This window comes from Pseudomonas arcuscaelestis, assembly GCF_016881005.1.
GTDB classification, from domain to species: domain Bacteria; phylum Pseudomonadota; class Gammaproteobacteria; order Pseudomonadales; family Pseudomonadaceae; genus Aquipseudomonas; species Aquipseudomonas arcuscaelestis.
Genome location: NZ_JACOPV010000004.1, coordinates 1 through 15,657 on the forward strand (window position 1 = coordinate 1; position 15,657 = coordinate 15,657).

Annotated in this window: 11 protein-coding genes; 9 read left to right on the top strand and 2 right to left on the bottom strand. The window is 59.3% G+C overall.

Features of this window, described 5'->3' with window-relative positions; all coding sequences use genetic code 11:
- Positions 1-3,182 (bottom strand): retention module-containing protein (locus tag H8F21_RS06440; protein ID WP_203584159.1); only part of this gene is annotated, 3,182 nt, incomplete at its 3' end.
- 344 nt (positions 3,183-3,526) lie between these two features.
- Here H8F21_RS06440 and H8F21_RS06445 point away from each other — a divergent pair.
- The 3 genes from H8F21_RS06445 to H8F21_RS06455 are packed head-to-tail and all read left to right on the top strand — an operon-like array spanning position 3,527 to position 8,424.
- Entirely contained in the window at positions 3,527-4,864 is a 1,338-nt protein-coding gene (locus H8F21_RS06445) for a TolC family outer membrane protein (protein ID WP_203584160.1), read from the top strand.
- Positions 4,865-4,904: 40 nt separating this feature from the next.
- Positions 4,905-7,061, top strand: a complete 2,157-nt coding sequence (locus H8F21_RS06450) for a type I secretion system permease/ATPase (RefSeq protein WP_203481102.1) — start codon at positions 4,905-4,907, stop codon at positions 7,059-7,061.
- A gap of 1 nt (position 7,062) precedes the next feature.
- Entirely contained in the window at positions 7,063-8,424 is a 1,362-nt protein-coding gene (locus tag H8F21_RS06455; protein ID WP_211202107.1) for an HlyD family type I secretion periplasmic adaptor subunit, read from the top strand.
- A gap of 51 nt (positions 8,425-8,475) precedes the next feature.
- On the opposite strand, the gene H8F21_RS06460 is transcribed toward H8F21_RS06455, so the two are convergent.
- Entirely contained in the window at positions 8,476-9,495 is a 1,020-nt protein-coding gene (locus tag H8F21_RS06460) for a helix-turn-helix transcriptional regulator (protein ID WP_203481100.1), read from the bottom strand.
- A gap of 206 nt (positions 9,496-9,701) precedes the next feature.
- Here H8F21_RS06460 and H8F21_RS06465 point away from each other — a divergent pair, with 206 nt between their 5' ends.
- The 6 genes from H8F21_RS06465 (at position 9,702) to H8F21_RS06490 (ending at position 15,649) form a co-directional block, all read left to right on the top strand.
- A complete protein-coding gene (locus H8F21_RS06465) occupies positions 9,702-10,526 on the top strand; it encodes a tetratricopeptide repeat protein (protein ID WP_203481099.1) in 825 nt (274 codons plus the stop codon).
- An 87-nt stretch (positions 10,527-10,613) separates the two neighbouring features.
- The gene (locus H8F21_RS06470; protein WP_203481098.1) at positions 10,614-11,066 is read left to right on the top strand and encodes a MarR family winged helix-turn-helix transcriptional regulator; all 453 of its coding nucleotides are present in this window, start codon (positions 10,614-10,616) and stop codon (positions 11,064-11,066) included.
- Positions 11,063-13,153 carry an FUSC family protein gene (locus tag H8F21_RS06475; RefSeq protein WP_203481096.1) on the top strand — a complete coding sequence of 697 codons (2,091 nt, stop codon included), beginning with the start codon at positions 11,063-11,065 and terminating at the stop codon, positions 13,151-13,153. The genes H8F21_RS06470 and H8F21_RS06475 overlap by 4 nt, the downstream gene beginning before the upstream one ends.
- Positions 13,150-13,362 (top strand): DUF1656 domain-containing protein, encoded by a 213-nt coding sequence (locus tag H8F21_RS06480; RefSeq protein ID WP_136473941.1) that lies wholly within the window; start codon positions 13,150-13,152, stop codon positions 13,360-13,362. The genes H8F21_RS06475 and H8F21_RS06480 overlap by 4 nt, the downstream gene beginning before the upstream one ends.
- Positions 13,359-14,234 (top strand): efflux RND transporter periplasmic adaptor subunit, encoded by an 876-nt coding sequence (locus H8F21_RS06485; protein ID WP_203481094.1) that lies wholly within the window; start codon positions 13,359-13,361, stop codon positions 14,232-14,234. Before H8F21_RS06480 ends, H8F21_RS06485 begins: the two co-directional genes overlap by 4 nt.
- Complete coding sequence (locus H8F21_RS06490; protein WP_203481092.1) at positions 14,231-15,649, top strand: efflux transporter outer membrane subunit; 1,419 nt, start codon at positions 14,231-14,233, stop codon at positions 15,647-15,649. Before H8F21_RS06485 ends, H8F21_RS06490 begins: the two co-directional genes overlap by 4 nt.
- Positions 15,650-15,657 lie beyond the last annotated feature (8 nt).

Here is a 15,657-nt window from a genome sequence, read left to right on the forward strand (position 1 = left end):
CCGTCGGTGCCGTCGATGGTGACTTCGACATTATCGCGGTCGATGTAGACGTCATCGTCCGGAGCATCGACGGTGACGGTACCCGTGGTAGCACCGGCAGCGATGTTGATCACGGCGCCGTTGCTCAGGGTCACGGTCATCGCCGTGCCGGCTGGATTGGTCAGCGTGGCGGTGTAGGTGATCTGGCCACCTTCGTCGACTTTATCCGTCGCGGTCAGGGACAGACCAGTAGTGTCTTCAGTGCCTGGACCGTCGGTGACGGTGACGCTGGTCTCGCCGGAGGCTTCGAGCTTCTCGTAGTTGCCGCCAGTGACCGATTCGATGCTGTTGGTCAGGGTTTCGTTTGTTTCGTGGACGTTGTTCGGCGCGGTGTCTTGCACGGTACCGGTGGTCTGGCCAACCGGGATGGTGATGGTCTGGCCGTTATCGAGCTTGACCACCAGCGGCGAGCCAGTCACTGGCGCGCTAACAGTTGCGGTGTAGGTGATGATGCCGCCTTCACCGATAGTGCCGACATCTGCCGTCAGTTTCACGGTCGAAGTGTCGATGGTGTCAGTGACGTCAGTGACCGCTGGAGTGTTATCCACAGCCAGCTTCTCGAAATCGCCACCGGAAGTGCCATCGATGGTGACTTCGACGTTGTCGCGATCGATGTAGACGTCATCGTCCGGAGCATCGACGGTGACGGTACCCGTGGTAGCACCGGCAGCGATGTTGATCACGGCGCCGTTGCTCAGGGTCACGGTCATCGCGGTGCCGGCTGGATTGGTCAGCGTCGCGGTGTAGGTGATCTGGCCACCTTCGTCGACTTTATCCGTCGCGGTCAGGGACAGGCCGGTAGTGTCTTCAGTGCCAGGACCGTCGGTGACGGTGACGCTGGTTTCACCGGAGGCTTCGAGTTTCTCGTAGTTGCCACCAGTGACCGATTCGATGCTGTTGGTCAGCGCTTCGTTGGTTTCGTGGACGTTGTTCGGCGCGGTGTCTTGCACGGTGCCGGTGGTTTGACCCACTGGGATGGTGATGGTCTGGCCGTTATCGAGCTTGACCACCAGCGGTGAGCCGGTGACTGGCGCGCTGACAGTCGCGGTGTAGGTGATCACGCCACCTTCACCGACGGTGCCGACGTCGGCGGTGAGTTTCACGGTCGAGGTGTCGATGGTGTCTGCAACGTCGGTAATCGCTGGAGTGTTATCCACAGCCAGCTTCTCGAAATCGCCACCGGAAGTGCCGTCGATCGTGACTTCAACTTTACCGGCATCGAGGTAAACGTCGTCCTTCGGCGCGTCGACGGTAACGGTTCCGGAAGTGCCACCAGCCGCGATGTTGATCACGGCGCCGTTGCTCAGGGTCACGGTCATCGCCGTGCCAGCCGGGTGGGTCAGTGTGGCGGTATAGGTGATCTGGCCGCCTTCGTCGACAGAGTCAGTGGCGGTCAGTTTCAAACCGGTCGTGTCTTGCGAGCCAGGGCCATCGGTAACGGTGGTCACTGGCTTGCCGGCAGTGTCCAGCTTCTCGTAGTTACCGCCAGTGGTACCGGTAATGCTGTTGGTCAGGGCTTCGTTGGTGGTGTGGACGTTGTTCGGTGCGACGAACTCGACGGAGCCAGTGCTCTGGCCGACAGGGATAGTAATTTGCTGCCCATTGGCCAGGGTAATGACCAGCGCCGATCCGGTAACAGGTGCCGTCACCGAAGCGGTGTAGGTAACCACGCCACCTTCAGCGACGCTTGGGGTGGCGGTAAGGGTTACCGTCGAGGTATCGATGGTGTCGGTAACTTTGGTCACCGCTGGCTCTTTGCTTGCCACCAGGTTTTCGAAGTTGCCGCCTTCGGTCTTGCTGATGGTCACGCCGACATTGCCGGCATCGATGTACACGTCATCTTTAGGTGCAGCTACGCTGACAGTCCCTTGAGTCTGACCAGCGGCAATATTGATCACCGCACCGTTGCTCAAGGTTACGGTCATCGCGGTGCCGGCCGGGTTAGTCAGCGTCGCGGTGTAAACGATCTGGCCACCTTCGGCAACCGTACCGGTGGCCGTCAGGTTCAGGCCGGTGTTGTCGATCGAGTCGATGATATTGGTGACGGCTGGATTCGGATTAGGTACCAGATTCTCGAAGTTGCCGCCCGTGGCGCCAGTAATGGTCGCGCTGACACTGCTGCCATTGTTGTAAACGTCGTTCGGAGGCGTCTGTACATCAACCGAACCGGTCGTTTGGCCTGCACCGATAGTGATGGTGGTGCCGTTGGACAGGGTGACAGTTACCGGTGTCTGCGCCGGGTTGGTAAGGGTGGCGGTATAGGTGATCACGCCCCCTTCGGTGACGCTCGGATTCGCCGTCAGGTTAACCGTAGTCGTGTCGATAGTGTCAGTGATCTGGGTAGTCGCTGGCGTCTTGTCGGGAGTGACAACCAGTCCGCCACCACCTGTGGTGCCGGTGATAGTCGCTGAAATCTCGCTACCATCGATGTACACGGTATCGTTTGGCGGGATGACCACGCTGACGCTACCAGAAGTCTGGCCGGCGCTGATGACGATGGTGTGGCCATTGGACAAGGTCACTGTCAGGTCAGTCAGAGGCGGCTGACCGACGGTGGCGGTGTAGATGATCTCCCCGCCCGCTTCGGTGATCGACGGCGTGGCAGTCAAAGTCAGCCCGGTCGCGACGTCCGGGGTAGGAGCCAACGGGTTGTTGCTGTTGTCCAGGCGGCCCAGTTCTTCACGCTCGTCACCGGTGGCAAAACCAATTGGCCCGGTCGGGAAGCCAATGGTCGGGTCGACCGATCCTGCGGTGGCATCAAGCATGACGAAGCTGTGACCGCCACCGGCAGCACCACTGCCTGCTGCCGAGGGGCCGGCAGCGGTGGCTTCAAGTTCGGTAGTCGGGTCAGCACCGGCGGCGATCGCCTGTTGTAGCTCTTCAACCGAGGGCGCAGCCTGAGCTGTGGCCGCTGCGAGGTCGGTGCTGCTGTCCGGCGCATCGGCGCTCCATTGCGTGTCCCGGCCCAAATCCAGGGTGCGGCCATCGGCCAATTCCAAAGTAACTGCGCCTGCAAGGCCAGTCAGTACCTGATCACCAATGAAAAGGCGGTCACCTTCGATGAGTACGCGCCGAGCCCCTTCGGGAGATACAGCGATAACTTGACCAACAATGCTTTTGACGATGGCAACAACACTGCTCATTGGACTCTCCGGTTTACCAAATCAGTTGGCTTCCATGCCGGCGCGCGCGTGACGCCGTCTTCTTTGGAATGCTTCAAATGTTATTTTGACGCTTATGGCGTCAAAAACTTGTCTATAATTTTTGGCTATTAACTTTATGCCAAACTATTGACCTTCCTGCTGCCATCCTAAACAATCACCACCGTAATGTCACATTGATATTTAAGCGGCTTCCACCCTTCCTACGTACGCTCGAGTACCCATCCGGAAGTTTCCGACAGAACGTCTACTTGGTTGCCATTTTCGAATGCAGCAACGTTCTTTTGCTGTGATCTGGGACAAGAGGTCCCTAGGAAAAAATTCTAATGCGCGCGTTATTGTTCACCGCTGTTCCATTCGCTTTCGCTGCCAGCTTTGTTCAGGCACAGACGCTGCCAGAGGCCATGCAGAAAGCCTTGGAAGTGCATCCGGAGATCCAGGCTGGGGTCAATAGCCGTATCGCTGCTGACTACCAATTGCGTGCTGCCAAGGGCGGCTATCTGCCCAAGGTCGATGTGCTGGCAGGGTACGGCCGCGAAGGGACCGATAGCCCAAGTACCGGCAACCGTTGGGAGACTCTCAACCGGGGTGAATCAAGCGTGCGTCTGCGCCAAATGGTTTTTGACGGTTTCGCTACTTCCAGCGAAGTAGGGCGTCAACAAGCCACCGTTAACTCTCGTGCCTATTCCTTGCTTGGTTCGTCCGAGCGCACGGCATTGACCGTAGCTCAGGTTTATCTCGATGTCCTGACTCGACGCGAAATGGTGCGTCTGGCCGAAGACAACCTGCGCAGTCACGAGCGTATTTATGATCAGATCAAACTGCGTACCACCCGCGGCGTTGGGCGTCTGGCTGACCTCGACCAGGCCGAAGCGCGTCTGGCCCAAGCCAAGAACAACCTGATCACCGAGCAAACCAACCTGGCGGATGCAAAAACCAACTACCTGAGCGTGGTGGGTGAAATGCCCGATGAGTTGAGCGCATCTGCACCGTTTATCGACATGCTGCCAGCCAACCTTGATGAAGCTCGCCATCAGATGGTCGAAAGCAGCCCGATCCTGCGTTCGGCTGAGTCCGACATCGCAGCGGCAGAAAAGCAATATGAAGCCGCCAAGTCTACGTTCTATCCACGTTTCGATGCAGAACTCGGACGGACGGCAGATAACGATATTGATGGTGCGAACGGCCACAATAACGAATGGCAGGCTATGCTGCGTATGAGCTTCAACCTGTATTCCGGTGGCAGCAACAAGGCCGACCTGGAATCGAAGTCCTACCTGACCAATCAGGCTCTGGACATCCGCAACAATGCTTTGCGCCAGCTCAATGAAGAACTGGGCCTGTCATGGAATGCTATGGATAACGCCAACGCGCAATTGCCGATTGCCCAGCAATATGTCGATTACAGCAACAACGTGCGCAGTGCGTATCAGAAGCAATTCAGCCTTGGCGAGCGAACTCTGCTCGACTTGCTCGATAGTGAAAACGAACTCTTCACCGCCCAGCGTCGTCTGACTGAGGTGAAGTACATTCAAGTGTTTACTCAGTATCGAATCAAGGCGACCATTGGCCAACTGCTCAAGAGCCAGGGTGTTGTAGCGCCAATGGCAACTGTTGTGCAGAACGATTTGAAGCCCCAAGTGAGCCTGCCAGGTATGAACTGAGGCTCAGTTACCCCCAACCGCATTTACCAAGAGAAGCCGCGTGGAATCAGAAGTTAGTCGAGTTCAACTCAGTCATGATCCACGCAGCCAGCACGATGATCCGTTGCTGGACAGCTTGCTCTCGCTTTGCGTTCTGCATCAAAAGCCTGCCAGCCGGGCGATGTTGACCACCGGTCTACCCTTGCCCGCCCAGCGCCTGAACCCGGAACTGCTGCCTCGTGCAGCAGCCCGTGCCGGCCTACAGGGGCGCTTGCTGCAACGCAAGCTTGAGCAGATCCCGAGCATTGCCATGCCGGCCATGCTGCTGCTCAAGGATGGTCGCAGCACGGTGTTGCTCGGGTGGGAGAATGATGACACCGCGCGGCTGATGCTCAGTGAGAGTGACGGCGGCGAGGTGCATGTCAGCCGTGATGCGTTGCAGGCTGACTACAGCGGTCGGGTGTTCTTCGCTCAACCGCAGCACAAGTTCGACGTTAATCACGGCAACCTGATACCGCGCGCGCGATCCTGGTTCCGTGACACGCTCAAGCGCAGCCGCTGGCTGTACATCGATGCCATCGCTGCAAGCCTGGTGATCAACCTGATTGCTTTGGCCGCACCGCTTTTCGTCATGAACGTGTACGACCGCGTGGTGCCCAACCAGGCGACCTCGACGTTGTGGGTGCTGGCTATCGGCATTGGCGGTGCCTACATCTTCGACCTGATACTCAAGAGCCTGCGTAGCCTGTGCCTTGACCTTGCGGGGAAGAAGACCGATCTGATCATTTCTGCGACTCTTTTCGAGCGCATCGTCGGCATGGCGATGAAGTTTCGTCCGGCGCGGGTCGGCAGCTTTGCTCAGAACATTCATGAATTTCAGGGCCTGCGCGATTTCCTCGCTTCGCTGACCCTTGCCAGCCTTATTGACCTGCCGTTCACGCTGTTGATCTTGATGGTCATTGCCATCATCGGCGGGCATCTGGTGTGGATTCCGATTATTGCCTTCCCGCTGGCCCTGGGTATCGGCTATGCCCTGCAGAAGCCGTTGGTGGCGACGCTGGAACAGACCATGGCCCTGGCTTCGGAGCGTCAGTCCAGCCTGATCGAAACGCTGGCAAGCCTTGACGCGGTTAAAGTCAACAATGCCGAGAGCGAACGTCAGTACATGTGGGAGCAGACCATCGGCACCCTCAGTCGCCTGGAGATGCGGGTCAAGGTGCTTTCTGGCCTGGCGATGAACATCACATTGCTTATCCAGCAGTTGGCGGGTGTGGCGCTGATTTGTGCCGGTGTGTACCAGATTATCGCCGGCAACCTCAGCATGGGTGGCCTGATTGCTTGCTACATGCTCAGTGGCCGTGCGCTGGGTCCGATGAGCCAACTGTCTGGCTTGCTTACGCGCTATCAGCAGGCCAAGGTCACCATGGTTTCAACTGACCAGATGATGGAGCTACCCCAGGAACGCAACTTTGAGGAGCGTCCGCTGAGCCGCCAGGTGCTGCAGGGCGCAATCGAATTCCGCGGTGTTGACTTCACCTACCCGAATCAGCAAAACCAAGCCCTCAAGGGCGTCAACCTGACGATTCGCCCGGGTGAAAAAATCGGCATCATCGGCCGTAGCGGCTCGGGTAAAAGCTCGCTGGCCAAGTTGATTGTCGGTCTCTACGAAGCTGATAAAGGATCGCTGCTGATCGATGGCGTGGATATCCGCCAGATCGACGTCAGCGAGCTGCGCCACAACATCGGCTACGTACCTCAGGACATTCAGCTGATGGCCGGTACGTTGCGCGACAACCTGGTCATTGGCGCGCGGTATGTCGAGGACGAAATGGTCCTGCAGGCGGCCGAGCTGTCGGGTGTTCATGAGTTTGCGCGCTTGCATCCCCAGGGCTATGAATTGCAAGTAGGGGAGCGCGGCCAGAACCTCTCTGGTGGGCAACGTCAGAACGTCGCACTTAGCCGTGCATTGCTGCTCAATCCTCAGATTCTGCTGCTCGACGAGCCTACCAGCGCGATGGATAACACCGGTGAGGAGCGCCTCAAGCAGCGCCTGCAAGCCGTTATCGAAAGCAAGACCGTGGTCCTGGTCACCCACCGGGCATCGTTGTTGTCACTGGTCGATCGCTTGATTGTGATTGATCGGGGACAGATTGTTGCGGATGGCCCGAAAGCCGCCGTTATGGATGCGCTGAAGAAGGGGCAGATCAGTGTTGCTTAAGATGGATATGGGGCAGTTCAAGGAAAGCCTGCGCAAGTATTTCAAAGGCTCGGAATCCCTCGGCGGCCAGCCGCTTCCCGAGGTCAACAAGGCGCTGATCGAAGATGCGCCGCGCATCGTGCGCCTGACCATCTGGGGGGTGATCGCCTTCTTCCTGTTTCTGGGGTTGTGGGCTCATTTTGCAATCATCGACGAAGTCACTCGCGGTGAAGGCAAGGCAATTCCCTCGTCCAAGCTGCAGAAAATCCAGAACCTGGAAGGCGGCATCGTTGCGCAGATCTACGCCAAAGAAGGCCAGATTGTTGAAGAAGGCGCGCCATTGCTGCGCCTGGATGACACTCGTTTTGTTTCCAACGTCGGCGAGACCGAGGCTGACCGCCTGGCGATGGCGCTGCGTGTCGAGCGTCTGAGCGCGGAAGTCGAAGACCGTCCGCTGAAGATTGACGAAGAAATTCGCAAAGCTGTCCCCAGCCAGGCAGCCAACGAAGAAGCCTTGTACCAGAGCCGGCGTCAGCAGCTAGAGGACGAACTTGGCGGAATGCACGAGCAACTGGTCCAGCGTCAGCAGGAGCTGCGTGAGTTCAGCTCCAAGCAGTCGCAATATCGCAACAGCCTGCAGCTGCTGCGCCAGGAAATCAGCATGTCCGAGCCGTTGGTGGCCCAGGGCGCAATCTCTCAGGTTGAAGTTTTGCGCTTGAAACGCGCTGAAGTTGAAAACCGCGGCCAGCTCGATGCTACCTCCCTGGCCATTCCGCGAGCCGAGTCGGCGATCAAGGAAGTTGAGCGCAAGATTGACGAGACCCGCGGCAAGTTTCGCAGCGATGCCCTTACCCAGCTCAACGAGGCGCGCACCGACCTGAACAAGGCCAAGGCCACGGGCAAGGCGCTGGACGATCGCGTCAATCGGACCCTGGTCACTTCGCCGGTGCGCGGTATCGTCAAGCAGATGTTGGTCAACACCGTCGGTGGCGTTATCCAGCCGGGCAGTGACCTGGTCGAAATCGTACCGCTTGACGACACCCTTCTGGTCGAAGCACGCGTTCGTCCGCAAGACATTGCGTTCCTGCATCCAGGCCAGGAAGCCATGGTCAAGTTCACGGCCTACGACTTCACCATCTACGGTGGCCTGAAAGCCAAGCTGGAACAGATCGGCGCCGATACCATCACCGACGAAGACAACAACACCTTCTACGTGATCAAACTGCGTACGGAGCGCAGTCACCTGGGTTCTGACGAGAAGCCGTTGCTGATCATCCCGGGCATGGTTGCGTCGGTGGATATCATCACGGGCAAGAAAAGCGTGCTGAGTTACCTGCTCAAGCCGATCATCCGCGCCCGCGCCGAGGCCTTGCGCGAGCGCTAAGCCTGCCCCGCGATCCTGGGCAACGCGGCAGTAGTCTGAGCGCTTGTTGAATCAGGCCTGCTGCGCCGCCTGGTACTGGGCGGCCGCGTTACTCAGGGTTTCAGCCATTTGCTGGCGTAGGGTCAGGGGCTGCTCGACGATCAAACCGTCGCCTTGGCTCAGTAGCCACCAGCGCAGTTGCCAGCTGTTGCTCACGGTGGCTCGCAGACAATGACCCTGTTCCAGCTTGATGAGCTGCATATCCGCTGACAGCGGGGTCTCACGTACCAGGCGTGCCAGGTTGTCGCTGATCCAGGCTTGCAACTCGATCTTGTCGGTATCCCCGAACTGCAGGGCGTCGCTGCGCAAGTAGGCCTGCAGGTCGAAGTCGCGCAAGCCTTCGGTTGCGCTGCCGAGCACGCGCAGGTGGCGAAAGCGATGCACTGCGAATTGGCGAATATCGCTGTAGGGCGCAGCGGTGGCGATCAGGTAGCTGATCTGGCCACGCTGGATCAATGCCAGCGGATTGAGGGTCAACTCGCTGACCTTATCGGTGTGCGCCGAGTAGTACTGGCAGTGCAGCTGGTATTCCTCGAGCAACGCTTGTTGCAGAGTCTCCAGAATACTGTCCGGCACTTCCGGGGCCTGCATAGTCATGTCTGCCCGCACACTGGCGACCTTGTCCAGCCAGCGTGCCGCCTTGTTGGCACCGGAAAGATGTTCAAGCTTCTGCCGCGCATGGCTGAAGCGTGGATCAAGCACCCTGAGCATGCTGCTTGGCAGCAAAGGTCGTACTGCTTCTTCGACCAGCGCCAGGCTCAAAGCCTCGCTGATGCTGATGCCGCGCAGTTCGATGCAGGCGTTGGCTGCCCAGTGCCAGCCGTAGGGAATGCTCTTGTCATTACGCTCTAGCGGAAAGATCAGCGACAACTCGTTGAGGTCGCGTTCGATACTGCGTTTGCTGATAGGAAAACCGGCATCTTGCAGGCGAGCTACAAGCTCTGCACTGGTTATGCCTGGTGACCGGCTGGGCAGTTGGCGCAGTAACTCCCATTGACGGCTGAGAGTGGCACGGGTGGTTGCGGAGGGCAAAAGGTAACGTCCTTGTCTAGGCTTGCGGTTGTAGCATGGTCTCAGTGGCGAGATATGGCAATTGGCCATTTAACTATCAGATCAAGGATGAAGCAGTTGATTTGCCTCAACCGAATCGTTCGCGACAGGTTTTGTCGTGGCGCTGCGCAGAATCACGCCTCATTACACCCGCCAGCGTTTGGGAGGGTTGTTCAACGAGGATGAACATGTCGGCTGCCAGCAATATTTACCCACTGCTCGAGCGTCTGCTGCCTGAGCGAATCACCCCTGTGTCGGGTCGAGCCGGCCAGTTGGAGCGGATGTACGCTGGCGTGGGCATGCCCAGTCAGCGGGCAGCGTTGGGCGAAAGCTTCATCCTGATCAGTCGCCTCGAAGAAGCTTCGGACCTGCAGGCGCTGTACAGCGATCTGCGCAGCCAGGCGTTGGACGGCAGTGTCGCGGCGCTCAACGACCTGGGCTGGATCTGGCTGAATGGTAAGTATTGGCGCGCCGACACCCCACTGGCCGGGCACCTGTTGCGTATGGCGGCATTGCAGGGCAGCGCGGTGGCCTGGTTCAACCTCGGCCAGCAGTATTACTTCGGCAAGGGGGTCGAAGTCGCCTATGCCAGCGCGGCCGAGTACTACCAGCATGCGTTCGAGCGCGGCCTGGAACAGGCGGCTGCGGCCTTGGGTGATCTCTACGAAGAGGAAATCTGCGACGGCGACTTGCAGACCTGGCGTGTTGATCTACAAATGGCTTACAGCTGGTTTTCGCGCGGCGCTCAGAGCGGCGAAGCGCGTTGCCGCTTTGAAGTGGGCTATCGGCTGTTGCACGGCCAGAGCGTAGCAGCCGACCACAAGGCTGGTGTGTACTGGTTGGAGTTGGCGGCAGTGGCTGGGGTCATGCAGGCGGCTGAAGAGCTGGCGGTGCACTTCAGTGTTTCCAATGATGCCTTGCGCTACTTGTTTTGGCGTGACCAAGCTATCCATATGGGCAGCTCGCTTGCCTTGACCATGAAGCTGGATGACCAACTCCAGCCTGGAGCGTGACGCCGGTCAGCCGTACTTGACGTTAAGGGCGTGGATCGAAGAATATAGATAGTTAGCAAACTATGAATATGCGAAGGCCTTCCCTTCATGACTCTCGATGCACTGCAACGCACTATCAGCAGCGGTATGGTGGTGGCCGGTCGGCACTGGCGGCGGATCTGCCAGGCGACCCTGGCTGGCTACGGTATTTCCGAAGCCTGCGCCATGCCGTTGCTGATGATCGTGCGCCTGGGTGATGGCGTGCATCAGGTGGCGGTGGCCCATGCGGCCGGCCTTGAAAGCCCCTCGTTGGTACGCTTGCTCAATCAACTGTGCAGTGCCGGGCTTGTCTGCCGGACTGAAGATCCTGTCGACCGTCGCGCCAAAGCGCTGAGTCTGACCGAAAGTGGCCGTGCACTGGCTGAAACCATCGAAGATGAATTGGTGCGACTGCGCCGCGATGTGCTGCAGGGCATCGACGAGGCTGATCTGATGGCGGCCCTGCGCGTCATCCGTGCCTTCGAACAGGCAGCGCAACGCACGCCGGGCGTGCTGGTGTGAAGGACTTTTTCAGTTCCCTGCCGCCTGCTCGCGACTGGTTCTATGGTGTGCGTACCTTCGCCGCCTCGATGATTGCGTTGTACATCGCTTTGCTGTTGCAGTTGCCCCGGCCTTATTGGGCCATGGCCACGGTGTATATCGTTTCCAGCCCCTTTGTCGGCCCCACCAGCTCCAAGGCGTTGTACCGCGCCATGGGCACCTTGCTGGGTGCTGCAGGTGCAGTGTTCATGGTGCCGCTGCTGGTACAGACACCGCTGCTGCTTACCGTGGCCATTGCCTTGTGGACTGGCACCTTGCTGTTTCTCTCGTTGCACCTGCGTACCGCCAACAGCTATGCCTTGATGCTGGCGGGCTACACCTTGCCGATGATTGCCCTGCCGGTAGTCGATGATCCGTTGCGGGTGTTCGATATCGCTTCGTCCCGGGCCCAGGAAATTTGCCTGGGCATTGTCTGCGCTGCAGTGGTTGGCGCTATCTTCTGGCCGCGACGTTTAACCCCGGTGGTTGTTGGCGCCACAGGCAACTGGTTCAACGAAGCAATCCGCTACAGCGATACCTTTCTTGCCCGCACCGCGTCTCCCGACACTGTCGGCCCCTTGCGCGCGTCGATGGTAACCACATTCAACACGCTGGAGCTGATGATTGGGCAACTGTCACATGAGGGCGCACGCCCGCAGACGGTGAAGAACGCTCGTGAGCTTCGCGGTCGCATGATCCACCTGCTGCCCGTGGTCGATGCCCTGGACGATGCCTTGCTGGCCCTGGAGGCACGCGCACCGGCCCAGGCCGAGCGGTTGCAGCCGCTCCTGGAGCAGGCTCGTGAATGGCTGCAACGTACTTCCAGCGACGCGGCCCCCAGTCGCTGGTCGGCTCTCAGGGTTCAACTTGAACACTTGCAGCCCAGTGCGGCGGACCTCGATGAGCGTCCGGCGTTGTTGCTGTCCAATGCGCTCTACCGCCTGGCCGAATGGGTTGACCTGTGGCAGGACTGCTGCAGCCTGCAGCACGCCATTCGCAACGAAGACTTGTCGCCGTGGCGGGCGGTGTACCGCCATTGGCGCCTGGGTCGCCTGACGCCGTTCTTCGATCGTGGCCTGATGCTCTATTCGGTGTTTTCCACGGTAACGGCAATTATCGCGGCGACCACGTTGTGGATATTTTCAGGCTGGAACGATGGCGGCAGTGCGGTGATTCTAGCTGCCGTCGCCTGTAGCTTTTTTGCGGCGATGGACGATCCTGCACCGCAGATTTACCGGTTCTTTTTCTGGACCGCCCTGTCTGTTGTGTTCGCCAGCCTTTATCTGTTTCTGGTGTTGCCCAACCTGCATGACTTTCCGATGTTGGTGCTGGCCTTTGCCATTCCCTTCATCTGCGTCGGAACCCTGACGGTGCAACCGCAGTTCTACCTTGGCACTTTGCTGACTATTGTGAACACGGCCTCGTTCATCAGTATCCAGGGTGCTTACGATGCCAACTTCCTGACCTTCATCAACTCCAACCTGGCCGGGCCTGTGGGGTTGTTGTTCGCGTTTATCTGGACGCTGGTGATGCGCCCGTTCGGGGTGGAACTGGCGGCCAAGCGGCTGACGCGCTTTAGTTGGAGGGACATCGTGGGCATGACCCGACCGGCGACGCTGGCCGAACATCGTTACTTGGGCGTACAGATGCTCGACCGCTTGATGCAACACCTGCCACGTTTAATCCAGACCGGCCAGGACACGGGGTCGGCGTTGCGTGATCTGCGCGTGGGTTTGAACCTGCTCGACTTGCTCGCCTACATGCCTCGGGTTGACGTTGGGCCGCGCCAATTGCTCCAGCAGGTCGTGGAGGAGGTGGGCGAGCACTTTCAGGCTTGTCTCGATGCTCGCCGCCGCCTGCATGCGCCCGAAGTGCTGCTGCAGAGCATGGAGCGCGCTCGCCGGGCGCTTAATCTCAATGACCTGGCCGACAGTGGCGATGCCCGGATACACCTGTTGCACGGCTTGAGCGGCTTGCGCCTGGCCCTGCTGCCCGGTGTGGAAGTGGTGCTGGAACCGTCTGATGATAAGCCGCAACTGCCTTATGGCATCGATGGAGCGCCCCTATGATCGGTGAACTGGATATCAGCGGGGTATTTCTGCCCACGTTGCTGGTGATGATGGTCCTCACCTACCTGTTATTTCTTGGGGTGCACGCGCTGCTCACCCGTTTGCATTTCTACCGCCTGGTCTGGCACCGGGCGTTGTTCAACGTTGCGCTATACGCCGTGCTGCTCGGCACGGTCGATCACTTTTGCCGAAACCTGATGCTGCCATGAAAAAACCTTTATTGACCTTGGGCCGTGTGGTCCTGACCCTGCTGGTTGTGACACTGGCGACCGTACTGGTCTGGCAGATGGTCATGTACTACATGTTCGCCCCGTGGACACGCGATGGGCATATCCGTGCCGATGTCATCCAGATTGCTCCAGACGTTTCCGGGCTAATCCAACAGGTCGAGGTGCGCGACAACCAGATGATCAAGCGCGGCGACGTGCTTTTCACCATCGACCAGGACCGCTTCAAGCTGGCGCTGCGTCATGCCCAGGCCATCCTGTCTGAACGTAAGGAAACCTTGGCCCAGGCCCAGCGCGAGGCACGGCGCAACCGTGGTTTGGGCAACTTGGTGGCGCAGGAGCAGCTCGAGGAAAGCCAGTCCCGGGAAGCGCGTGCGCAGGCGGCAATGGCCGAGGCGCAAGTGGCGGTGGACGCCGCTCAACTCAACCTCGATCGCTCGGTGGTGCGCAGTCCGGTGGATGGTTATCTGAATGACCGCGCGCCGCGTGCGCACGAGTTCGTTAGTGCCGGCAAGCCGGTGCTGGCCGTCGTCGACAGCGCTTCCTACCATGTCGATGGCTATTTTGAAGAAACCAAACTGGGTGGCATCAAAATTGGCCAGGCGGTGGACATTCGGGTGATGGGTGACAACACTCGCTTGCGTGGCCATGTGCAGAGCTTTGCTGCCGGTATCGAAGACCGTGACCGCACCAGCGGCGCCAACTTGCTTCCCAACGTCAACCCGGCCTTCAGCTGGGTGCGCCTGGCCCAGCGGATTCCGGTGCGCATTGCCTTTGATGAAGTGCCCGCGGATTTTCGAATGATTGCCGGGCGCACCGCCACGGTGTCGATCATCGACGGTAACGGGCAATGAAGCGTTTCTACCTGCTGGGCATAGGTCTGATGCTCTCGGCCTGCCAGATGGTCGGACCGGATTATCAGTTGCCCAAAGACGCTGCAATCCAGCGTGCTGACTTGCAAGGTAACTTGCGCCAGGACGTCGACAGCGTGGTATCTGCGCCAGTGCCGCAAAACTGGTGGCACCTGTATCACGACCAGCGGCTTAACAGCTTGGTCAGTCAAGCATTGGCGGCCAATACCGAGTTGCGTGTTGCAACCGCCAACATCAGCCGTGCCCGCGCCCAGGTTGAAGAGGCCCAGTCTCAGGGCGGGCTCAACGGTGGTGTAAAGCTGGGAGCCCAGCGCTTGCAGGAGTCTGGCGAAGCGTTCCTGCTACCGGAGAAAGTACCGGTGGCGAACATCGGTGAGGCAATCATCAGTGCCTCATACCAGTTCGACCTGTGGGGTACCCTCAAGCGCGGGGTGGAAGCGGCCCAGGCCAATGCCGATGCAACCCAGGCGGCTGCCGACACTGCACGTATCACCGTCGTGGCTGACGTCGTGCGTGCCTATACCCAGGTCTGTGCGGCCAATGAGGAATACCACATCGCGCGCGAATCCCTGGATCTGCAGGAGCAGAGCGTGACTATGACGCAACGCCTGCGTGACGCTGGGAGAGGCGACGAAACCCAAGTGACGCGTTCGCAAACTCAGTTCAAGTCGCTGCGTGCCGAGTTGCCACGCTACCAGGCCGCACGCGAAGCAGGTCTGTATACCCTATCGATGTTGCTGGCCAAGCCGGTGGCGCAATTGCCGGCAGGCACCGCCGAGTGTGCCGAGCTGCCACATATCGCCCAGGTTCTACCTGTGGGCGATGGCGCCGCATTGCTCAAGCGTCGTCCAGATATTCGTCAGGCGGAACGCCATTTAGCAGCATCCACCGCAACCATCGGCGTGGCTACCGGCCAGCTGTACCCGGACATCAGCATCGGTGCGCAAGTTGGCACCATTGGTATTCTGGACAACCTCGGAGAGCCTCAAACCAATCGCTGGGGCTTTGGCCCGCTGCTGACCTGGACTGTGCCAACCAATGGCTCGCGGGCGCGGATCCGTGAGGCTGAAGCATCTACCCAGGCAGCGCTCGCGCATTTTGACGGCGTGGTGCTCAACGCCATCCGTGAAACCCAGACCAGTCTGGCGCAATACAGTGCATTGCTGCAGCGGCGTGATGCCTTGCTCGAAGCGGAACAATCGGCGCAACAGGCAGCTGAGCAGACACACCGCTTCTACAAGGCAGGGCGTGAATCCTTCCTGGCAGATCTTCAAGCGACACGCACCTACACCGACATGCGTGCTCAACTGGCAATGGCCAATACCCAGGTAGCGATGGGCCAAATCCGCCTGTTCCTGGCCTTGGGTGGAGGTTGGTCAGCCGAACCTGGGCGGTAGAAGCGGGC

Coding starts and splice junctions, on each gene's coding strand:
- H8F21_RS06445 (WP_203584160.1), top strand. CDS start 3,527: ATGCGCGCGTTATTGTTCACCGCTGTTCCATTCGCTTTCGCTGCCAGC.
- H8F21_RS06455 (WP_211202107.1), top strand. CDS start 7,063: ATGGATATGGGGCAGTTCAAGGAAAGCCTGCGCAAGTATTTCAAAGGC.
- H8F21_RS06465 (WP_203481099.1), top strand. CDS start 9,702: ATGTCGGCTGCCAGCAATATTTACCCACTGCTCGAGCGTCTGCTGCCT.
- H8F21_RS06470 (WP_203481098.1), top strand. CDS start 10,614: ATGACTCTCGATGCACTGCAACGCACTATCAGCAGCGGTATGGTGGTG.
- H8F21_RS06480 (WP_136473941.1), top strand. CDS start 13,150: ATGATCGGTGAACTGGATATCAGCGGGGTATTTCTGCCCACGTTGCTG.
- H8F21_RS06485 (WP_203481094.1), top strand. CDS start 13,359: ATGAAAAAACCTTTATTGACCTTGGGCCGTGTGGTCCTGACCCTGCTG.
- H8F21_RS06490 (WP_203481092.1), top strand. CDS start 14,231: ATGAAGCGTTTCTACCTGCTGGGCATAGGTCTGATGCTCTCGGCCTGC.